Raw genomic sequence first — 18,902 nt, 5'->3', positions numbered from 1 at the left:
TTCCATCCTAAGACTCGAGGATCGACGAAAAATCCAGTCGTCGTGTCACTACATCCGCGGCGACTTCCCGAACCGTTCGTCCGTGAGAAAACGCGTGGCCGTGAATAATCAGGAGCGCATCGGCCGCGGAAAGATTGAGCTGGGCCAGAACCATTCCGGTCGCCTGATGCACGACGCGCCTCGAATATCCTTCATTATCTTCCAGATTTGTCTTCAGTGTTCGCGACGCGAGGGATCGGCGCAAAACCTGGCCTGCGGTAATCTGGGCGAGCGTTTCGGCGTCGACGATCTGCCCGGGGGCCAGTGCCTGCGACCCCTGAGTGAACAGCGAAACCGCGCCGATATCGAGCGACCCCATGGTGAGCGGGAAAGCATAGACGGCCCGGACGTCGATGTGTCGTGCTGCCTTCTGGAGTGCCGGCCACGGTGCGTGCCGCAGCGAATGGAGGTCATCGATCAACACGGGACGCCGGGTCGTCATGGCGTCCCAGGACGGTCCTTCACCCAGGTCGAACTGAAGCTCGTCAAAGGTGGCGGCCAGTGCGGTGCTCGCGCAAATGGTCTCGGACCCGAACGGAGCGCCAAGCGTGCAGACGCTGGCGGCGTCGACCGGCAGCACCCGTACGAACGGCTGGCACATGCTCGTGCGTCGTTCAAAGGAACCGGTCAGGGAGTCAATGGCCTTGCCGAACTCCCGCCGATCAGTCATCGTCGACCGGTTCGGCTGTGCGCGTGGCGGCTGTGCTCGTGACGGCTGTGCTCGTGACGGCTGCGGTGACCGCATCGTTCTGTCATACGACCTCACGATCACGTCACTTCGAGCGAAACGCACATCGCTTCACTTTGCCTGCACGCCACTGCATCCGTCTGCCTGCCCGAGGGCGGCTACGACTGTTGTGTGTGGGCCCTACCGGGCTCGAACCGATGACATCCACGGTGTAAACGTGGCGCTCTACCAACTGAGCTAAAGGCCCCGACGACGACGGATAGTCGCGGGTCTATTCAGTATAGGTCAGAGTCGATGTGCGATCGGCGACCGACGCGGGTTAGACGACCGGTGCAAGCTGCCCGAGGGCGGCGCGGTAGGAGTCGATCGAGCGCGCTTCACCGGGAGCGGTGATGAAACTGGCACGGATGATGCCGCTCGGGTCGATCAGGAACGTCGCCCGATTCGCGAACCCCTTTTCCTCGAGGAAGACGCCATATTCCTTCGCGACGGCGCCGTGGGGCCAGAAATCAGCGACCAGGTCAAAGGTGTATTTCTCCTGCTCCCCGAAGGCGCGCAACGCGTGTCGGGAGTCGACCGAGATGCCGATCAGCTCGACACCGCCGTCCTCGAACAGTGCGAGGTTGTCGCGGAGCTCACACAGCTCTCCGCTGCAGATTCCCGAGAACGCCAGGGGAAAGAAGACGAGTGCGACCGACTTCGTACCGCGGTACTGGCTGAGCTGAACACTCTCGCCGAACTGGTTGATGAGCTTGAAATCGGGTGCCTGGGTGTCGTTTTCGAGAGCCATGATTGCTCCTTTCCTGGTGCGCTTGGGACACCGGATAGACCGAAGTCACACTCTAGCCGGGCATTGTGCGCGGATTCACCGAACTCGCCGGTTTCGGCGGTACGCACCCCGTGCGCGGACAACGGGTGAAATCTGTAGGCTTACGTCGTGCCGCTGGTTGCAATCCAACCTGCTCATTTACGGCACGTGTTCTCGTGGTGGCTCAATATGTCGTCATGAAGCACCATCGCTGCATAAACCCCAGAGAGAGGTCGACTGTGACGGTCAACGACCAGGACCCGTACTCGACGAACAATGCCGACTCCGATCCGGAGGAAACGGCGGAGTGGTCGCAATCCCTCGATTCGCTCGTTGCCGAACACGGCCACGAACGCGGACGCGAGATCATGCTCAGCCTGCTGAAGCGCTCGAAAGAGCTTCACCTTGGCGTACCGATGGTACCGACGACGGACTACATCAACACGATCGCCCCGGAGAACGAACCTGACTTTCCCGGCGACGAAGATATCGAGCGCCGCTACCGCGCCTGGATCCGCTGGAACGCTGCCGTTCTGGTGCACCGCGCGCAGCGCCCCGGCATCGCCGTCGGCGGGCACATCGCGACCTATGCGTCATCCGCTGCCCTCTACGAGGTTGGTTTCAACCACTTCTTCCGCGGCCAGGATCACCCCGGCGGCGGAGACCAGATCTTCATCCAGGGCCACGCCTCCCCCGGGACCTATGCGCGTGCCTTCCTCGAGGGCCGGTTGACGGAGAACCAGCTCGACGGGTTCCGCCAGGAGAAGTCGCACGCCCCCGACGGCATCTCGTCGTACCCGCACCCGCGGTTGATGCCGGAGTTCTGGCAGTTCCCCACGGTCTCCATGGGACTCGGCCCGATCAACGCCATCTACCAGGCGCAGCTCAACCGATACCTAACCAACCGTGGCATCAAGGATGCCAGCGACCAGCAGGTCTGGGCGTTCCTGGGCGACGGTGAGATGGACGAGGTGGAAAGCCGCGGCCAGCTTCAGGTGGCCGCCAACGACGGCCTCGACAACCTCAACTTCGTCATCAACTGCAACCTGCAGCGCCTCGACGGCCCGGTGCGCGGTAACGGGAAGATCATCCAGGAGCTGGAAAGCTTCTTCCGCGGCGCCGGCTGGAACGTCATCAAGGTGGTCTGGGGCCGCGAGTGGGACAACCTGCTCAAGAACGACGTCGACGGCGCCCTGATCAACCTGATGAACGTCACGCCCGATGGCGACTATCAGACCTACAAGGCCGAGAGCGGCGCCTACGTGCGCGAGAACTTCTTCGGCCGCGACCCGCGTGCGCTCAAGCTCGTCGAGCACTTGAGCGATGATGAGGTCTGGAACCTCAAGCGCGGCGGCCACGACTACCGCAAGGTGTACGCGGCGTTCAAGGCCGCATCGGAGCACAAGGGCCAGCCAACCGTCATCCTCGCGAAGACGATCAAGGGTTACGGCCTAGGTCCGAGCTTCGAGGGCCGCAACGCGACCCACCAGATGAAGAAGATGACCCTCGACAACCTCAAGTCCTTCCGAGACAGCATGCACGTGCCGATCACGGATGCCCAGCTCGAGGAAAACCCATACCTGCCGCCGTACTACACTCCCGGCGACAAGGACGAGGCCATCGAGTACATGCACGAACGCCGCCGTGCGCTCGGCGGCTACCTGCCCGAGCGTCGTACCACGCACGCCAAGCTCAACCTCCCCGGCGACGAGACCTACAAGGTGGCCAAGAAGGGGTCCGGTACGCAGGAGATCGCTACGACGATGTCTTTTGTGCGGCTGCTCAAGGAGCTCGTGCGCGCCAAGGACTTCGGCAACCGTATCGTTCCGATCATCCCCGACGAGGCACGTACCTTCGGTATCGACGCGTTCTTCCCCACCGCCAAGATCTACAACCCGAATGGTCAGCATTACACGTCCGTTGACCACGCCCAGCTGCTCTCCTACAAGGAGAGCCCGCAGGGCCAGATTCTGCACGTGGGCATCAACGAGGCCGGCGCTGCCGCAGCATTCACCAACGTCGGCACCTCGTATGCCACCCAGGGTGAACCGCTCATTCCGGTGTACGTCTTCTACTCCATGTTCGGATTCCAGCGCACGGGCGATGCTTTCTGGGCAGCCGGCGACATGATGGCCCGCGGGTTCATCATTGGCGCCACGGCCGGCCGCACGACGCTGACCGGTGAAGGCCTGCAGCACGCCGACGGACACTCGCCGCTGTTGGCGTCGACCAACCCGGCCGTCGTCTCCTACGACCCGGCCTACGGCTACGAGATCGGCCACATTGTGCGCGCGGGACTCGAGCGCATGTACGGCGGCACCCACACCGACCCGAACGTCATGTACTACGTGACGGTGTACAACGAGCCGGCCGTGCAGCCGGTCGAGCCCGCCGACGTGGACGTTGACGGCATCCTGCGCGGCATCCACCGGGTGAGCGCATCCACTGTGAGCGGTCCGAAGGCGCAGTTGCTCGCCTCCGGTGTCGCGGTGCCGTGGGCGCTGGAGGCCCAGCAGTTGCTCGCTGACGACTGGGGCGTCTCGGCGGACGTCTGGTCGGTCACCTCATGGACCGAACTGCGCCGCGACGGCCTGGCCGCTGAGGAACACAACTTTCTCAACCCCGACGACGAGCCACGCATCCCGTACGTCACCACGAAGCTCGAAGGTGCCGCCGGCCCCTTCGTGGCCGTGTCGGACTTCATGCACGCCGTGCCCGACCAGATTCGGCAGTTCGTTCCGAGCGACTTCGCTACGCTCGGCGCCGACAGCTTCGGATTCTCGGACACCCGCCCGGCCGCACGTCGGTTCTTCAAGATCGACGGCCCGTCGATGGTCGTGCGCACCCTCGAGCTGCTCGCCCGTCGCGGCGAAGTGGACCGCAGCCTCGCCGGCCAGGCAATCGCCAAGTATCGCCTGCACGACGTGAGCGCGGGCACCACCGGCTCTGCCGGGGGCGAGAGCTAAGAAACCGTGGCACCGGCGCCCAAGACGAAAGAGCAGACTCTCAACTGGCTGCGCACCATATCCGGTGAGCTGTCCACTCAGACGCTCAAACGACTCGAAGACACGCTGTCCTGGTATGGCGACATGCCACCAGGGCGGCGGTCCGCAGTCGGCCTGGTAGCCCAGGCCGGGATCACGAGTTTCATCTCGTGGTTCGACGATCCGCGATCGACACCGTGGATCGCCGCAGACGTCTTCGGCGCTGCCCCGCGAGAGCTGCTTCGCTCGGTGAGCCTGCAGCAGACGCTGCAGCTCATTCGAGTGACCGTCGAGGTCGTCGAAGAACGCGTCAAAGACGGCGGTGAGGCCCTGCGGGAGGCGATTCTGCTCTACTCGCGCGAGATCGCCTTCGGGGCAGCGGATGTCTACGCCCGCGCCGCTGAGGCGCGCGGCCTCTGGGACGCGCGGCTCGAAGCTCTCGTCGTCGATTCCATTCTCAGCGGGGAATATGACGACGAGCTGCCAAGTCGGATCGCAGCCCTCGGTTGGCACGGCCACGGTGAAGTCTGCGTTTTGGTCGGCACAACGCCGCAGATGCTCGACGTCGACCAGTTGCGCCGCGCCGCCCGCCACATGGCCGCCGACGTGCTCATCGGTGTGCAGGGAAACCGCCTCGTGCTCGTGATCGGTCGTGCCCGTCCGGCGCCGGCTGACAGCGAAGACGTCGGCACGGCTGCGGCGTTGACCTTCATGGAGATCGCCATGCAGCTCGAGCCGATCTTCGGCCCCGGGCATCTGGTGCTCGGCCATGAGGTGCCCAACCTCGTGGACGCGTCGAAGAGTGCCAAAGCCGCGCTGGCCGGTTTCGCCGTCGCCCGGTCGTGGCGGAATGCTCCCCGGCCGGTGCAGGCCGACGATCTGCTCCCCGAGCGGGCGCTGGCCGGTGATCCGCTCGCCCGGGCCACGCTCATCCATCGCATCTATCGGCCCCTGCAGGCGCACTCCACCGAGCTGCTCACCACGCTGTGGTGTTACCTCGACAACGGCCGCTCGCTCGAGGCAACCGCGCGCGAACTCTTCGTCCACCCCAATACCGTGCGTTATCGCCTGAAAAGGGTCTCGGAGGTCATCGGCTATGACGCCACCGGAGCTCGGGAGGCGCTCATTCTGCAGTCGGCATTGATCATCGGCTCGATCAGCGACCATGACGGTTCGACTCGCCGTCGCTGATTTGCTCCATGAAACGCCGTCGATGTGCGGTTGCCGACAAAGCTTTCTTGGATACTTAGTGCGATCTGCACATTCATTTGCGCCATCAGATTGGAAGACTAACTAAGTGATCGTTGTCGTCTGCCCGGGTCAGGGCTCCCAAACTCCCGGATTCCTCGAACCCTGGCTGGCCCTGCCCGCCTTCGCTGCCGGCCTGCGGCAGATCTCCAGCGATCTCGACCTGGACCTCGTCGCCCACGGCACGATCAGTGATGCCGCTACCATTCGCGACACCGCGATCGCCCAGCCCCTTATCGTGGCGGCCGGCATCCTCACCCTCGAAGCGCTGCTCACGCCGGAACGCCGCGACCGCATCGCTGGTTTCGCCGGGCACTCGGTGGGCGAACTGACCGCTGCTGCGGGAGCCGGCATCCTGAACACCGCCGACGCGGTGCGGTTCGTGCGCGAGCGCGGCCTGGCTATGCAGGCCGCCGCAGCCCTCGTGCCCACCGGGATGAGCGCCGTGATCGGCGCCGACGAGACCGAGCTGCTGTCCCGAATCGACGAGCTCGGGCTGGAACCGGCCAACTTCAACGGCAGCGGTCAGATCGTGGTCGCCGGAGCACTGGATGCTCTCGCCGCCCTCGCAGCGACTCCCCCGCACCGTGCCCGCGTCATCCCGCTGCAGGTCGCCGGTGCATTCCACACCCGGTATATGCAGCCTGCCGTCGAACGGATGACCGTAGTCGCCGACTCTTTGCGCCCCGCCGATCCGACCCTCCCCATCTGGACCAACCGTGACGGTAGCCAGGTGAGCGACGGCATCCGTTTTGTGGATCTGCTCGTCGGTCAGGTGTCGTCGCCGGTACGGTGGGACAGGTGCATGGAGGCTTTCGCTGCGGCGGGAGTCACCGGAATCATCGAGGTCGCGCCCGCCGGCGCCCTCGTCGGCCTCGCGAAGCGAGGCCTCAAAGGCGTCCCCAGCGTCGCCATCAAGACCCCGGACGACCTGCCCGCCGCCTGGGCCATGATCGACCAGCAGTCCTGAACGTGCCAGCAGTGAAGAATGTGATGAAAGAGACAATGCCAAAGCCCACACTTCAGCAGTCCCACGGACCGCAGTACACCCGCATCCTGTCCGTGGGCGCTGCCCGCGGTGAAAACCTCGTACCGAACGACGACCTCGTCGCGGCCATAGATTCTTCCGACGAGTGGATTCAGCAGCGCACCGGAATCATCACTCGTGCCCGCTCCGGGCAGGACGTCGGCGCCGTCGACCTCGCCACGGATGCTGCGCGTGAGGCTATCGAGAGAAGTGGTATCGACCCCGCTCTCATTGACGCCGTGATCGTCGCCACCATCAGTAACAGCCGCCAGACCCCGTCGATCGCTGCAGTGGTGGCCGACCGGGTCGGCACCAACCCGGCCGCTGCCTACGACATCAACGCGGCCTGCGCCGGGTATGCCTACGCCATCACCCAGGCCGATGCCCTGATTCGCGCGGGTGCCGCGCACTACGCCCTGGTCATCGGCGCTGAAAAGCTCTCCGAACTCGTCGACCCCGCCGACCGGAGCATCTCGTTCCTGCTCGGCGACGGTGCCGGCGCCGTCGTCATCGGCCCGAGCGACTACCCCGGCATCTCCACCACGGTCTGGGGCTCCGACGGCTCCAAGGCCGAGACGATCCAGATGGACCACACCCTGCAGGAATATCGCCGCGGTGAAGCCGCCTGGCCCACCCTGCGCCAGGAAGGTCCCGCTGTCTTTCGGTGGGCCGTCTGGGACATGGCCAAGGTCGCCAAGAAGGCCCTCGAAGTCGCCGGAATCGAAAGCTCCGACCTCGCCGCGTTCATTCCGCACCAGGCCAACATGCGCATCATCGATGAGTTCGCCAAGCAGCTCAAGCTGCCGGAAACGGTGGTCATCGCCCGCGATGTCGCCACGACCGGTAACACCTCGTCGGCCTCGATCCCCCTCGCCACCCACCGTCTGCTCGAGGAACACCCCGAGCTCAGCGGCGGGCTTGCGCTGCAGATCGGCTTCGGTGCCGGACTCGTGTTCGGCGCGCAGGTCGTTGTGCTGCCCTAACCACCCCACCCCCTAAACTAGGTCTCGGTCAACCGAGACACCCTCAAGGAGAAAAAACATGGCATTGTCCACCGAAGAAGTTCTGACCGGCCTGGCCGAGCTCATCAACGACGAGACCGGAATCGCAACCGACACGGTTGAGCTGGGCAAGTCGTTCACCGACGACTTGGACATCGACTCCATCTCGATGATGACCATTGTCGTCAACGCAGAAGAGAAGTTCGACGTGAAGATCCCCGACGAAGAGGTCAAGAACCTCAAGACCGTCGGCGACGCCGTTGAGTTCATCGTGAAGGCACAGGACTAGCTCAGGCCTGAACCAGGTCGGCCGGAAATCGGCCGACCTGTTCATTGGGCTGGTGCCACAACGCGCCGGCCCACACGTTTGTCGTTCCATGGAGAGTTGACTTATGACCAAGAAAATCGTTATCACCGGTATCGGTGCCACTACGCCGCTGGGCGGCACTGCGGTCGACACCTGGACGGCCCTCCTGGCCGGCGAATCGGGCGCCACCCCCCTCGAGCAGGCCTGGGTTGCTGAAACGGCGATCCCCGTAACTTTCGCCGCACAGGCGCGTGTCAAGACCGCTGATGTGCTGCAACGATTTGAGGTCAAGCGCCTCGACCCGTCCAGCCAGTTCGCCCTGATCGCCGGCCGTGAAGCCTGGGCCGATGCGGGCTCACCCGAAGTCGAGCCCGAGCGCCTCGCCGTGGACTGGGCGACCGGAATTGGCGGAGTATGGACCCTGCTGGACGCGTGGGACACCCTGCGCGAGCGTGGCCCGCGCCGCGTGCTGCCGATGACCGTGCCGATGCTCATGCCAAACGGCCCGGGAGCGGCAATCGGAATGGACCTGCACGCCCGTGCCGGCATCACCACCGTGGTCTCGGCGTGCGCTTCGAGCACCGAAGCCCTCATCAACGCCTACAACCGCCTGCAGGCCGGACTGGCCGACGTTGTCATCGCCGGAGGGTCAGAGGCCGCTATCCATCCGCTGCCGATCGCCTCCTTCGCGGCGATGCACGCCCTGTCGACACGCAACGACGACCCGGCCACCGCGAGCCGGCCGTACGACGTGACTCGGGACGGCTTCGTTCTCGGTGAGGGTGCTGCCGCCCTCGTGATTGAAACCGAAGAGCACGCCAAGGCACGGGGTGCCCACATCTACGCTGAGCTCGTCGGCGGCGTCGTCAACAGCGACGCCTACCACGTGACCGCGCCGGACCCCGAAGGATCTGCCGCCGCCCGCGCGATGGTCTCGACCATTGAGAACGCTGGCGGAACCCTCAAGGACGTGTCCCACATCAACGTGCACGCCACGAGTACCCCGGTCGGGGACATTGCCGAGTACAACGCCCTCAGGCGCGTGTTCGGAGACCTGCTCGACGGTATCCCGGTGTCGGCGACGAAAGCGTCGACCGGTCACCTGCTCGGTGGCGCCGGCGCCCTCGAAGCGTTCTTCACGGTGAAGGCTCTCGCCGAGCGCACCGCGCCGCCGACGATCAATCTCACGTCACAGGATCCGGAAATCCCGCTCGACGTGGTCACCACACCCCGTGCCCTTCCGGCCGGAGACCTGCTCGCGCTCAGCAACTCCTTCGGGTTCGGCGGTCACAACGCCGTCGTGGCGTTCCGTTCCGTCTGATCCCGAATGCAGGAGAATGACCCCGTCCGGGTTCGGACGGGGTCATTTCTATAAGGCGATTCACCGTGCCCAGGGGCACAGGCTGTGACTTCGCGGGATTGCCGCCGGGAAATGTCACCGGTCGACAGGCCACGCCGCCACGGGCGAACCGCACGCTTGAGGGTGCCTGCTCTTCAGCCGACCTGATGCAGCCAGACCACCGCGTTCAGGTCGCTCGCCTGCCGGAACGGTTCCAGTTCGTCATCCCACGATTGCCCGAGGGCCAGGCGCAGCTGCCGGTGCAGTTCGAGGGCATTGGCCCCTGCACTGTCCATAGCCGATCGGATGCGATCTTCCGGCACGACGACATTGCCCACACTGTCGGTCTGCGCATAGAAGATGCCCAGTTCGGGTGTGTGCAGCCACCGGCCGCCATCCGAATCGGGCCCGGCGTCTTCGGTGACTTCAAAGCGCAACTGTTCCCACCCGCGCAGAGCGGATGCGAGCGCGGCGCCAGTACCCGGGGATCCCTCCCAGTAGTACTCGGCCCGGAAGGAGCCGGGCAGGGCTGGCTGTTCCGACCAGTCGAAATTTACGGCCTCGCCGAGCGCACGGCCAGCCGACCACTCGACATGCGGGCAGACGGCTCGCGGAGAGGAGTGCATGAAAAGCACCCCCCGCGCAATCGGCGCCCGACGGTTGGGTATTGCATCCATCGTGTTTCTCCGTTCCTAGTAGGTGCGTCTTCCCCAACGACCTCGGAACGACCGCGCTCTCAACTTCGAGTTTTTATGACTCAGTGCTGTGGGCACGATGGCGAATGTGAAATTGTTCGGCGCTGGAACCCAACGAACCGATAGCGCCATTATGCCCCAGCCACCTGCGCTTGTACAAGGACGCGGCCGTGCAGATCACCCAGGACCGCGGAGTGGTTTCCAACTTCGTGTACACCAACAACGGCGCCCGCAGTGGTCGTTGGACGGCGCCGGGCCTGGCGACTCGCTCTATTTGGCCTGGGCATAGTTGTCGACGATGGCGACCGTGAGCATGAAATCCACCGGAAAGTCACCGAACAGCAGCCGCCCGGCCGTCTCGGCGGCCGACGTGATGATGCGGGCCACGGCGTCGGCGTGCACGGCCGGCGTGTGCACGATGACTTCGTCGTGCAGAAAGAACACCAGGTGCGGCGAGCTGTCGAAGGGCGCGCGCGCCCCCGGAGAACCAAACCCTGCCGCACGGCGACCGGACTCGCCGGCCGGCCCGGGTGCGGCATCCGCTCTGGTGAGGGCTGTGAGTTCGCGTCGGATCTCCGCCATCCAGCACAGAGCCCACTCTGCGGCACTGCCCTGCACGATGAAGTTGCGGGTGAAGCGTCCCCAATCGCGGGCCTGGCTGCGGGCGCGCCGCTCGTCGGTGGCCGTGGCCGCCGGGTCATACGCCTGCGCCTGGGACTCGTGCCAGCCCGGTCCGGGTATCGGTGACGAGCGCCCGAGCCGGGTCGTCACGACTTCGCCGCGTTCCCCGGCGCGGGCGGCCGACTCGGTGAGCGCGATGGCCAGGGGGTAGGCGCGGGCCAGTCGCGGCATCAGTCGGCCGCTCTCCCCTGTCGTCGCTCCGTACATGGCGCCGAGCATGGCGACCTTGGCGTGGTCGCGCGTTTCGACGACCCCGCTCGACACGATCCCGGCGTACAGGTCGGTGCCGCGACCGGCCCGCGCCATACTCGTATCCTGCGCCAGCGCGGCGAGAATGCGGGGTTCGAGCTGGGCGGCATCGGCGACGACGAGTTTCCAGCCGTCGTCGGCGACGACGGCACCGCGAATCTGCTTGGGCAGCTGCAGCGCTCCCCCACCGCGGGTCGCCCATCGGCCGGTCACGACTCCGCCCGGCACATAGTCGGGGTGGAATCGGCCGTCGACGACCCAGGATTCCATCCACGTCCAGCCATTGGCGCTGAGTAGTCGGGACAACTTTTTGTACTGCAGCAACGGTTCGATGACCGGATGCTGCAGCTTCTTCAACTCCCACCCGCGCGTCGAGGTGACGGCGAGTCCTGCGCGTTGCAGCGCCCTGAACAGTTCCTGGGGGGAGTCCGGGTTGAGCGCGGCATCGTCGAGTTCTGAGCGGATGCGCTGCGCCAGTCTCTCCAGTCGCCCCGGCCGCGCGCCGGGTGCGACCCGTGCACCCAGTTCCCTGGTGAGGAGGAGATCGTGCACGTCGGTGCGCCAAGGCAGCCCGGCGTAGCGCATCTCCGCGGCAATGAGCGCACCGGCGGACTCGGCCGCCAGAAGCAGGCGCAGCCGCCCCGGTTCGGCAGCGCCTGCGACGGCGTCGAGTTGCCGGCGAAGTTCCCGCAGCGAAGATTCATCGGCGCCGTCAGCGACCGAGGTGACGTCGAAGTCAAAGAGTGTCGCCCGCGCTTCGGCCTGATCACTCGCTGGGGAACTCGCGAGGTCCCAGCGACCCGGCGCGGCCAAGGCGAGGTCACTCGTTGACGTCAGAGCCGAATTCTTCAGGATTACATGGCACAAGCGAAGGTCGTGGCAGCGCTGCACTCGGATTCCGCCGGCCAGCAGCGCCGGATAGATGTGTGCGGTGTTGTCCCAGACCCAGCGCGGCGCGGTCGTGCCCGGTTCGACCGACGAGACGAACGATGAAAACGCGACCGGAGTGAGGCTGCGTGCCGCCTCGATCGGAGTGCCGGCGTCGTCCAGCGTGTCGACGAGGAATTCACCGCCGCTCGCCTGTCGCACCAGTACATACACCCGTCCATTCTGCCTCGTTGACACGTGGCACAGCACCGCGCCCATCGCTGCCCCACTGCCGGAAAGCGCCGCGCCCATCGGCTTCGCGGTTGCCGCACGGAACCGCGCGTAGCCGCGCCCATCGCTGCCCCACTGCCGGAAAGCGCCGCGCCCATCGGCTTCGCGGTTGCCGCACGGAACCGCGCGTAGCCGCGCCCATCGCTGCCCCACTGCCGGAAAGCGCCGCGCCCATCGGCTTCGCGGTTGCCGCACGGAACCGCGCGTAGCCGCGCCCATCGCTGCCCCACTGCCGGAAAGCGCCGCGCCCATCGGCTTCGCGGTTGCCGCACGGAACCGCGCGTAGCCGCGCCCATCGCTGCCCCACTGCCGGAAAGCGCCGCGCCCATCGGCTTCGCGGTTGCCGCACGGAACCGCGCGTAGCCGCGCCCATCGCTGCCCCACTGCCGGAAAGCGCCGCGCCCATCGGCTTCGCGGTTGCCGCACGGAACCGCGCGTAGCCGCGCCCATCGCTGCCCCACTGCCGGAAAGCGCCGCGCCCATCGGCTTCGCGGTTGCCGCACGGAACCGCGCGTAGCCGCGCCCATCGCTGCCCCACTGCCGGAAAGCGCCGCGCCCATCGGCTTCGCGGTTGCCGCACGGAACCGCGCGTAGCCGCGCCCATCGCTGCCCCACTGCCGGAAAGCGCCGCGCCCATCGGCTTCGCGGTGCCGATGGGCGCGGTGATCTGCGAGAGACCGCCTGCTGAGATCGCGCTAGCCGGCGATCTTGTCGCCGTTGGGTGCGACAACCCACCAGACTTCGCCGACGGCCTGGCCGGTGGTGTCACCGGCCGCAGCGTCGTTTACCCAGTAGTACAGCGGCAGACCGTTGAGCGTGACCTGCTTGGTGCCGTCCGTGCGGGTGATGACACCAACGGTTCCGGTGACACCGTCAGCGACGGGAGTGTCGGAATCGGCGACGACCGCGGGCCATTTGACGAGGCACTCGCCCTCACAGGTACTCTCCCCCGAGTCTGCGACATCCTTGTCGTAAACGTACACGGTCATTCCTGCTGAATCGACGACGATCGTGCCGAGCGAGCTGTCGGCGGTTGCGAGTGTGGCCTCGGCGGCCGGTTCGGCCTCCTCGCTCGACGAGCTCGACGTGTCGGCTGCCGGTGCCGTCGTTCCCTGCGAGCATCCGGTCAGCGCGAGAACGCTCAGGGCCACCGCCCCGACGACCGGCCCGACCTTGATCCAAATTTTGCTGTTCATGATTGCTTCCTTCTCTCGATGCACTGGTCTGAATGGTGCGTGATGAAGTGGTGCTTGTCGATGACTGCCGTAGTCACTGACTGCTGTTGTCACTGGCCGCTGCTGTCGATGACACGGTGCGCTGTTCGGGCGTGCAGGCGTAGGGGTCCTTGGAGCTACCACGACGTACGACAGGGAATGGTTCAGCCCTGCGGATGATCAGCGCCGAATAGTTGCCTGGCCGACGGAGCCGGCATTCTGAGGCTGCACAGCAGCAGCGGGTGAATCGCCGGCGGCCAGGGCTGACGACGATTCACCCGCTTCACAGACCGGACAGCGGATGCCGCGGCCTAGTCGCCGCCGAGGCTCACCGAGAGCTTCACGACCTTGCCAATCGGCTGCGGAGCCCCGGTCGCGTCGGGCACGAAGGAATTCGTCGTGACGTAAACGCTGTTGCCGGCCAGCTCGATCGCCGACGGAGACGTGACCGGAACCTCCAGCATCCGCTCGGGCAGGGTCGGGTGGAACACGGAGACCTGTCCAGTGCCGTTCGGGCCGCCGAACAGTTCGGTCACGGCGATCAGACCGGTGCGTTGGGACACCGCGAGGTCAGTCGCTCCGACGAACCCGCCCCTCACGAGCTGCACTTCGCCGTCGGCCGGGTTGAACCGGTAGACCGCGCCGCGGGCGCCGAGGCTCGCGTCTTCGGGGCCGCCGGGCAGGCTCGTCACATAGAGCCAGCCGTCCCCACCCTGCTCGACGTCGGTCGGCACCGGTTCAAACCGGTAGCTGGCTCCGGCAACACAGGCCGGGAAGCCGACGCCCGCAGCGAGTTCGGCACTGACGACGATCGGGTCGCCGGCGGGGAGTACGGCAGCGGTGCTGACCGTGCCGTCGTAGGCGACTTTCAGTACGGCGTTCGCACCGGCATCCGCCACGTAGACGCCATCGTCCAGAGGGAGGCTGGCATACGGGTGGGTGTCGACGATTCCGGTGTAGGTAGCCGGCCCCAGCGGTGACGCCGGATCGAATTGGTCGAGGCAGGACTGCGGAAGGTCGACGAATCCGTAGGTGTTGACCTGGTCCGCGTTGGCCGTGCTTTCATGGGCGTAAATGTCGCCCAACGGCGCGGCTACACCACCGGCGGGCAGAGCGTACAGGGCTGATGCCGTGTGGTCCTGCGTGTTCGTGGCGTAGTACACGGTGCCTTTGCGCACCGAAACGGCCCCGAGCTCATCGCCGGGGGTCGCACTCGCGATGACACTATTCGTGCCGTCGGGACTGATCCGGTTGAGCAGCCCCGGGCCGTTCTGGGAAACGTACGCGGTTCCGCCGGCGCCGACAGCCAGGCTCAGGGGTAGGAAGAGATCGTTCGCTAGCACCGTAGGGCCCCCGAGGGTGGGGATCTCCACAGCGGATGCCGGGGCTGCGACCATCGCCGAAGCGAGGGCGGTGACGCAGGCAGCGGCGGTGATGACCAACTTTTTCACAACGTGCTCCTTGACTCGATGTCGCTTTCAGGGTGATTGTCCGAGAAAACACGACGGGTCGCGGAAGAACGGTGTTACTGGTGGATGCGTCAGCCAGTACTGCGTGTGTGCGGCGCACCAGTGCGACGTGGATCGAGCTGTCCCGAAGGAGCCGACGCACACAGACGCCGACTTGGGCACAGTAGCCCCGAAGCTGAGAGCTGTCTAGGCAATTTCGCCCTAATCGTTGGCGAGCACGATGATCTTGTCGGCGGCGGCGAAGCTGCGCTTCAGGCCCTTCTTCGGGTTCACGGCCACCCCATAGGCGTGGGCGCTGCTCCGGGCGTGTTCGGCTACCCGGTAGCCGATGGCGGTCTCACCACGACGCCGGGCAGCCTCGAGCACGGTGTAGAAGTCGACCTCCGCGCCCGGGCGAATGTAGACATCCGCTGGGCGCAGGTAGATCTCGCTGCCGTCGCTGGAGAACAGCGTGCTGAAGACATCGGTCAGCTGCTTGTTCTCGGAGATCTGTGACAGCACCAGGCTGATGAGCTTGTCGCTCACGATGAAGTCGTCGGCCTGGGTCACTTCGGCCAGCTCACGGTTGGCATCGTCGAGCATTTCACTGACAACATTGAGGTCGACTTCCGCCTGGTCAGCCATGTCCCGCAGGTGCAACAGGGTGATCAGTGTGCGCGCATCCGAACGCTGCGGTTCCACATTCTCGCTCTTGTCCGCCAAGACAATAATGTGGTCGTACGTCTCCACCCCGAGGCTCTCCAGCAGCGCCCGGCTCGTGGTGTCGCCGTTCTGAACTGCGACCGACATGTTCGCAAAGACGGGGAAGAGCGGATGCTCGGTGTCGGCCACCACCGTCACGGTCGAGGCCGCGGTGACGTACTCGTTCAGCTCGGCAAGCATGGCGTGCAGACCAGAATTGTAGCCGAGCACCAGCGTTCGCTCGGGGGCGACTGCGAGCACGCTGGCGTCGTTGATCGCCTGCTCGTCGGCGGCACCGGGCACGCTCACGCGGATGGTGCTGTCATCTTCGGCAATCACGATGAGCTGATCGCCGCTCTCGTACTGCAGGTCGGGTTCGGGGTTGAGGTGCACAACCCCGCCCTTGACCATGCCCATGACGGAGGATTCGGCGAACGACAACTGCGTGTCGTAGTAGGTGTGGCCGACGAGGTTCGGCTGCTCGGTGAAATAGATCTCGTGGCCATCGAAGTCGAGCAGCTCGGTGTAGACCACGCTGAGCCCGCTCTGCCGGCAGCTCTGCACGGTGATTCGGCTGATCAGGTCGCTCGCCAGTACCCAGTGTGCTTCGTCGCGACCGACCAAACGGGCAGCTTCCAGATTGCCGGGCTGTTGGATTTCGCCGACGATGTGGTACGCGGACTCCTTACGGCGCGGATTGTTGGTCAATGCCAGCGCGGTCTTGATCACGACGGAGTCCGGGTCGCTGTTGCCCTCCGGTGCGAGGATGACAATGCTGCGGGCCGTGTGCGGATTGCTGATCTCCAGATCGGCGAGGTTCATCGGGTCGCCGCTGCGGCAGATGATGCGGGTCTTTCCGGTATTCGGCACCTGGGCGCGCAGGTCGTCTTCCATGTCGACTTTTCCGCGGGTCGACAGAACGACGATGGTCGAGCGCTTACGGGAATCGTTGGCGACGCAGATCTCGCTGACGATGGCGTAAATCTTGGGGCTCCAGCCCAGGATGAGGGTGTGATCGGACTCGAGCACCTTGGAACGACCCTTGCGTAACTCGTCGACCTTAGAGTCGAAGGCGCTCGAGATGATGCCGATCAGGCTGGCCACCATGATGACGCCGCCGATGGTGACGACGAGCATGGCGCCCCGGAATCCCCAACCCGCGTCGCCGCCCATCGTGCCGCTGTCGAGGGTACGCATCAGGTTGCCCCAGAGCACTTCAAAGAACCCTGGAGACGGGTCTCCGGGCTCGGCCGTGGGAAAGAGTCCAAAAACCATCACCACGAGGGCGACCAGAGCGATGAACACCAGGCTGGCGAGGGCCAGCAGGGCCATCAGGGCGCCAGCGCCCTTGGCCATGACACTGTCGAACCAGTACCGGAATCGTTCCTGAAAGCTCGTGCTGTTGGCCATGGTTCCTCTGTCAACGCGTGTGGTCGTGACCTCGTACGGGTGCGCGCGAGAAGTTGCGTTCCACCCCCTGCAGAAGGAACTACCGATACGGCGACCCAGATGTCGTGCAGCCCCGGTGAACGAAGTCTGGCGTGAAAGCCATCGGAGGTTCCAGCGGACACACCCAAACGTGTACCCCCACTTGTGGGCATCGCTGGTGAACCGTCACGCCGCGCTGACGGCTTTCTCCAGGAGCGCTACCACCACCTTCTGATCAGCGGCGGTCAGCTTCGAGACGGCATAGGAGGTCGGCCAGAGATTGCCGTCGTCGAGGTTCGCGTCTGGCTGGAATCCGATCGTGGCATACCGCACCTTGAACTTGGCTGCACTCTGGAAGAACACCACCACTTTGCCGTCGCTGTTGGCGTAGGCCGGCATTCCGTACCACGTCTTCGCCCCGAGGCTCGTGTGCTTCGTGACCAGCTGGTGCAGGGTCTCGGCCAACTCCTTGTCTGTACCGGTCATCTCGGCGATAGCAGCGAGGCATGCTGTCTCCAGGTCGGCTCCCGCTTGTGCGGCCTTCGCTTCGGCCGCCGCCGCTCGCATTGCAGCCTTTTCCTCTTTGCTGAAAGTGGTGCTCATGGTGTTCCTTTCACTGGTGCGCCCTGAACCACCCACTGTAGGCGGAACCGCGGGTGTCCGACTCCGGTGTCAGCGTCCGGAACCTGCCGGTTGGATGGAACGTTCATGCACGGCCACAATAGTGAAGACCAGCGCAACGGCGGCCGTCCCCGCCAGCAGCAGCAGACCGATGGCATAGCTGTTGTCGGCGGCGTTGTAGGTGGCCCCCATCACGAGTGGGGGAAAATAGCCGCCGAGCCTTCGTCCGCGCTGACGATGCCGCTGACCGACCCGACCTTGTCGGGTGGCGCCTTGCGTCCCAGCCAGGCGAAGACTCCGCCAGCTCCCAGCCCGAGGGCTGACGCCATCGCAACAAAGGTCAGTCCGGCCGGTATCTCGCCGTCGGGGCGCAGATTGACTATCCAGGCGAGCACCGCGACGGCGGCCAGCGACACGATGACGACCGGTTTGGGACCCATCCGATCGGCGAGGATCCCACCGACCGGGCGCAGCAGAACCGCCGCCACGGCGAATCCGGCCGTGCGAGTTCCCGCCGCTGTCAGATCGAAATCGTAGATATCACGCAGGTAGGTCGGCAGATAGGTCGAGAAGGCCACGAATCCGCCGAACACCACCCCGTAGAGAAAGTACATCTGCCAGGTCACACCGAGTTTCGAGGCGGCGACAAGCTTGGGAACGAACGGTTGGGTGTTGGACACCCAGGTCGGCGCGTTCCCCATGCAGGTGCGCACGAGGACCGCCGTCGCGACCAGCAGGCCGGCCAGGATCAGGTGCGTGGAAAAGTAGCCGAACCAGTTCACGAATCTGGGCGTGAAAAAGGCGGACAGTGCCGTGCCGCCCATTCCCGCGCCGAAGATGCCGGTGGCAAAGCCGCGTCGCGACAACTCGTACCAGTTGCTCACGAACGGGATCCCCACGGTGAACACCGTTCCGGCCACGCCCAACAGAAGAGCGCAGAGCACGCGGGCCCAGTAGACCCCGAGTGTTCCGGCCAGCGCCACGAGCAGAAGCGCCGGCACGGTGGCCAACAGCACCGCGGTGAACATGAGCGGACCCCCGAAGCGATCCGTCAGCACGCCCACCGGAATACGTCCGATCGAACCGACGAAGACGGGCATGGCCACGGATGCCTGCGTCGACGTCAGATCTAGATCGAGGCTGTAGCGCACCCCGAGCGGTGCCACGCTCGTCCACGCCCAAAAGCACACCACGGACGACAAGGTCGCGAGAACGAGATTGACGCCCTTGCTGGCGCGGGCGCGTTCCCGCACTGTTCCAGCCAT

The 18,902-nt window shown here is 65.3% G+C and carries 14 protein-coding genes, 1 tRNA gene and 1 pseudogene; 6 read left to right on the top strand and 10 right to left on the bottom strand.

Annotated elements, in window-relative coordinates; all coding sequences use genetic code 11:
• Nucleotides 1–7: 7 nt before the first annotated feature.
• The 3 genes from E3O06_RS01910 to E3O06_RS01900 form a co-directional block, all read right to left on the bottom strand.
• Nucleotides 8–640, bottom strand: coding sequence for a GAF and ANTAR domain-containing protein (locus tag E3O06_RS01910; protein WP_166788069.1), 633 nt, complete (start codon nt 638–640; stop codon nt 8–10).
• A 261-nt stretch (nt 641–901) separates the two neighbouring features.
• Nucleotides 902–974, bottom strand: a tRNA-Val gene (locus tag E3O06_RS01905).
• 72 nt (nt 975–1,046) lie between these two features.
• Nucleotides 1,047–1,517, bottom strand: a complete 471-nt coding sequence (locus E3O06_RS01900) for a peroxiredoxin (RefSeq protein WP_134501342.1) — start codon at nt 1,515–1,517, stop codon at nt 1,047–1,049.
• Between the two features lie 257 nt (nt 1,518–1,774).
• On the opposite strand from E3O06_RS01900, the gene aceE reads away from it, so the two are divergent.
• The 6 genes from aceE (at nt 1,775) to E3O06_RS01870 (ending at nt 9,423) form a co-directional block, all read left to right on the top strand.
• Nucleotides 1,775–4,501, top strand: a complete 2,727-nt coding sequence (gene aceE / locus E3O06_RS01895; RefSeq protein ID WP_134501341.1) for a pyruvate dehydrogenase (acetyl-transferring), homodimeric type — start codon at nt 1,775–1,777, stop codon at nt 4,499–4,501.
• Nucleotides 4,502–4,507: 6 nt separating this feature from the next.
• On the top strand, nt 4,508–5,710 hold the full coding sequence (locus E3O06_RS01890) for a PucR family transcriptional regulator (RefSeq protein ID WP_105036859.1): 1,203 nt from the start codon (nt 4,508–4,510) through the stop codon (nt 5,708–5,710).
• A gap of 106 nt (nt 5,711–5,816) precedes the next feature.
• The gene (locus E3O06_RS01885; RefSeq protein WP_134501340.1) at nt 5,817–6,737 is read left to right on the top strand and encodes an ACP S-malonyltransferase; all 921 of its coding nucleotides are present in this window, start codon (nt 5,817–5,819) and stop codon (nt 6,735–6,737) included.
• Between the two features lie 35 nt (nt 6,738–6,772).
• The gene (locus tag E3O06_RS01880) at nt 6,773–7,777 is read left to right on the top strand and encodes a beta-ketoacyl-ACP synthase III (protein WP_134501339.1); all 1,005 of its coding nucleotides are present in this window, start codon (nt 6,773–6,775) and stop codon (nt 7,775–7,777) included.
• Nucleotides 7,778–7,835: 58 nt separating this feature from the next.
• Nucleotides 7,836–8,084 (top strand): acyl carrier protein, encoded by a 249-nt coding sequence (locus E3O06_RS01875; protein WP_092108059.1) that lies wholly within the window; start codon nt 7,836–7,838, stop codon nt 8,082–8,084.
• 103 nt (nt 8,085–8,187) lie between these two features.
• A complete protein-coding gene (locus E3O06_RS01870; protein WP_134501338.1) occupies nt 8,188–9,423 on the top strand; it encodes a beta-ketoacyl-[acyl-carrier-protein] synthase family protein in 1,236 nt (411 codons plus the stop codon).
• Nucleotides 9,424–9,596: 173 nt separating this feature from the next.
• On the opposite strand, the gene E3O06_RS01865 is transcribed toward E3O06_RS01870, so the two are convergent.
• From E3O06_RS01865 to E3O06_RS01835, 7 genes and pseudogenes are all read right to left on the bottom strand, one after another.
• Nucleotides 9,597–10,067, bottom strand: a complete 471-nt coding sequence (locus tag E3O06_RS01865; protein WP_241979811.1) for a DUF3145 domain-containing protein — start codon at nt 10,065–10,067, stop codon at nt 9,597–9,599.
• 339 nt (nt 10,068–10,406) lie between these two features.
• On the bottom strand, nt 10,407–12,167 hold the full coding sequence (locus E3O06_RS01860) for a bifunctional 3'-5' exonuclease/DNA polymerase (RefSeq protein ID WP_241979810.1): 1,761 nt from the start codon (nt 12,165–12,167) through the stop codon (nt 10,407–10,409).
• Nucleotides 12,168–12,919: 752 nt separating this feature from the next.
• A complete protein-coding gene (locus E3O06_RS01855; protein ID WP_134501336.1) occupies nt 12,920–13,420 on the bottom strand; it encodes a COG4315 family predicted lipoprotein in 501 nt (166 codons plus the stop codon).
• 329 nt (nt 13,421–13,749) lie between these two features.
• Nucleotides 13,750–14,889 carry a ScyD/ScyE family protein gene (locus E3O06_RS01850; protein WP_134501335.1) on the bottom strand — a complete coding sequence of 380 codons (1,140 nt, stop codon included), beginning with the start codon at nt 14,887–14,889 and terminating at the stop codon, nt 13,750–13,752.
• A 219-nt stretch (nt 14,890–15,108) separates the two neighbouring features.
• Nucleotides 15,109–16,998, bottom strand: a complete 1,890-nt coding sequence (locus E3O06_RS01845; RefSeq protein ID WP_134501334.1) for a CASTOR/POLLUX-related putative ion channel — start codon at nt 16,996–16,998, stop codon at nt 15,109–15,111.
• 204 nt (nt 16,999–17,202) lie between these two features.
• The gene (locus E3O06_RS01840; RefSeq protein WP_134501333.1) at nt 17,203–17,619 is read right to left on the bottom strand and encodes a hypothetical protein; all 417 of its coding nucleotides are present in this window, start codon (nt 17,617–17,619) and stop codon (nt 17,203–17,205) included.
• A gap of 69 nt (nt 17,620–17,688) precedes the next feature.
• A pseudogene (locus E3O06_RS01835) lies at nt 17,689–18,902 on the bottom strand (MFS transporter).

The organism is Cryobacterium glaciale (assembly GCF_004402535.1).
In the GTDB taxonomy this organism is placed as follows: Bacteria; Actinomycetota; Actinomycetes; order Actinomycetales; family Microbacteriaceae; genus Cryobacterium; species Cryobacterium glaciale.
Note: the sequence above shows the minus strand (reverse complement) of the source record. Positions and strands in the feature narration are given on the sequence as shown.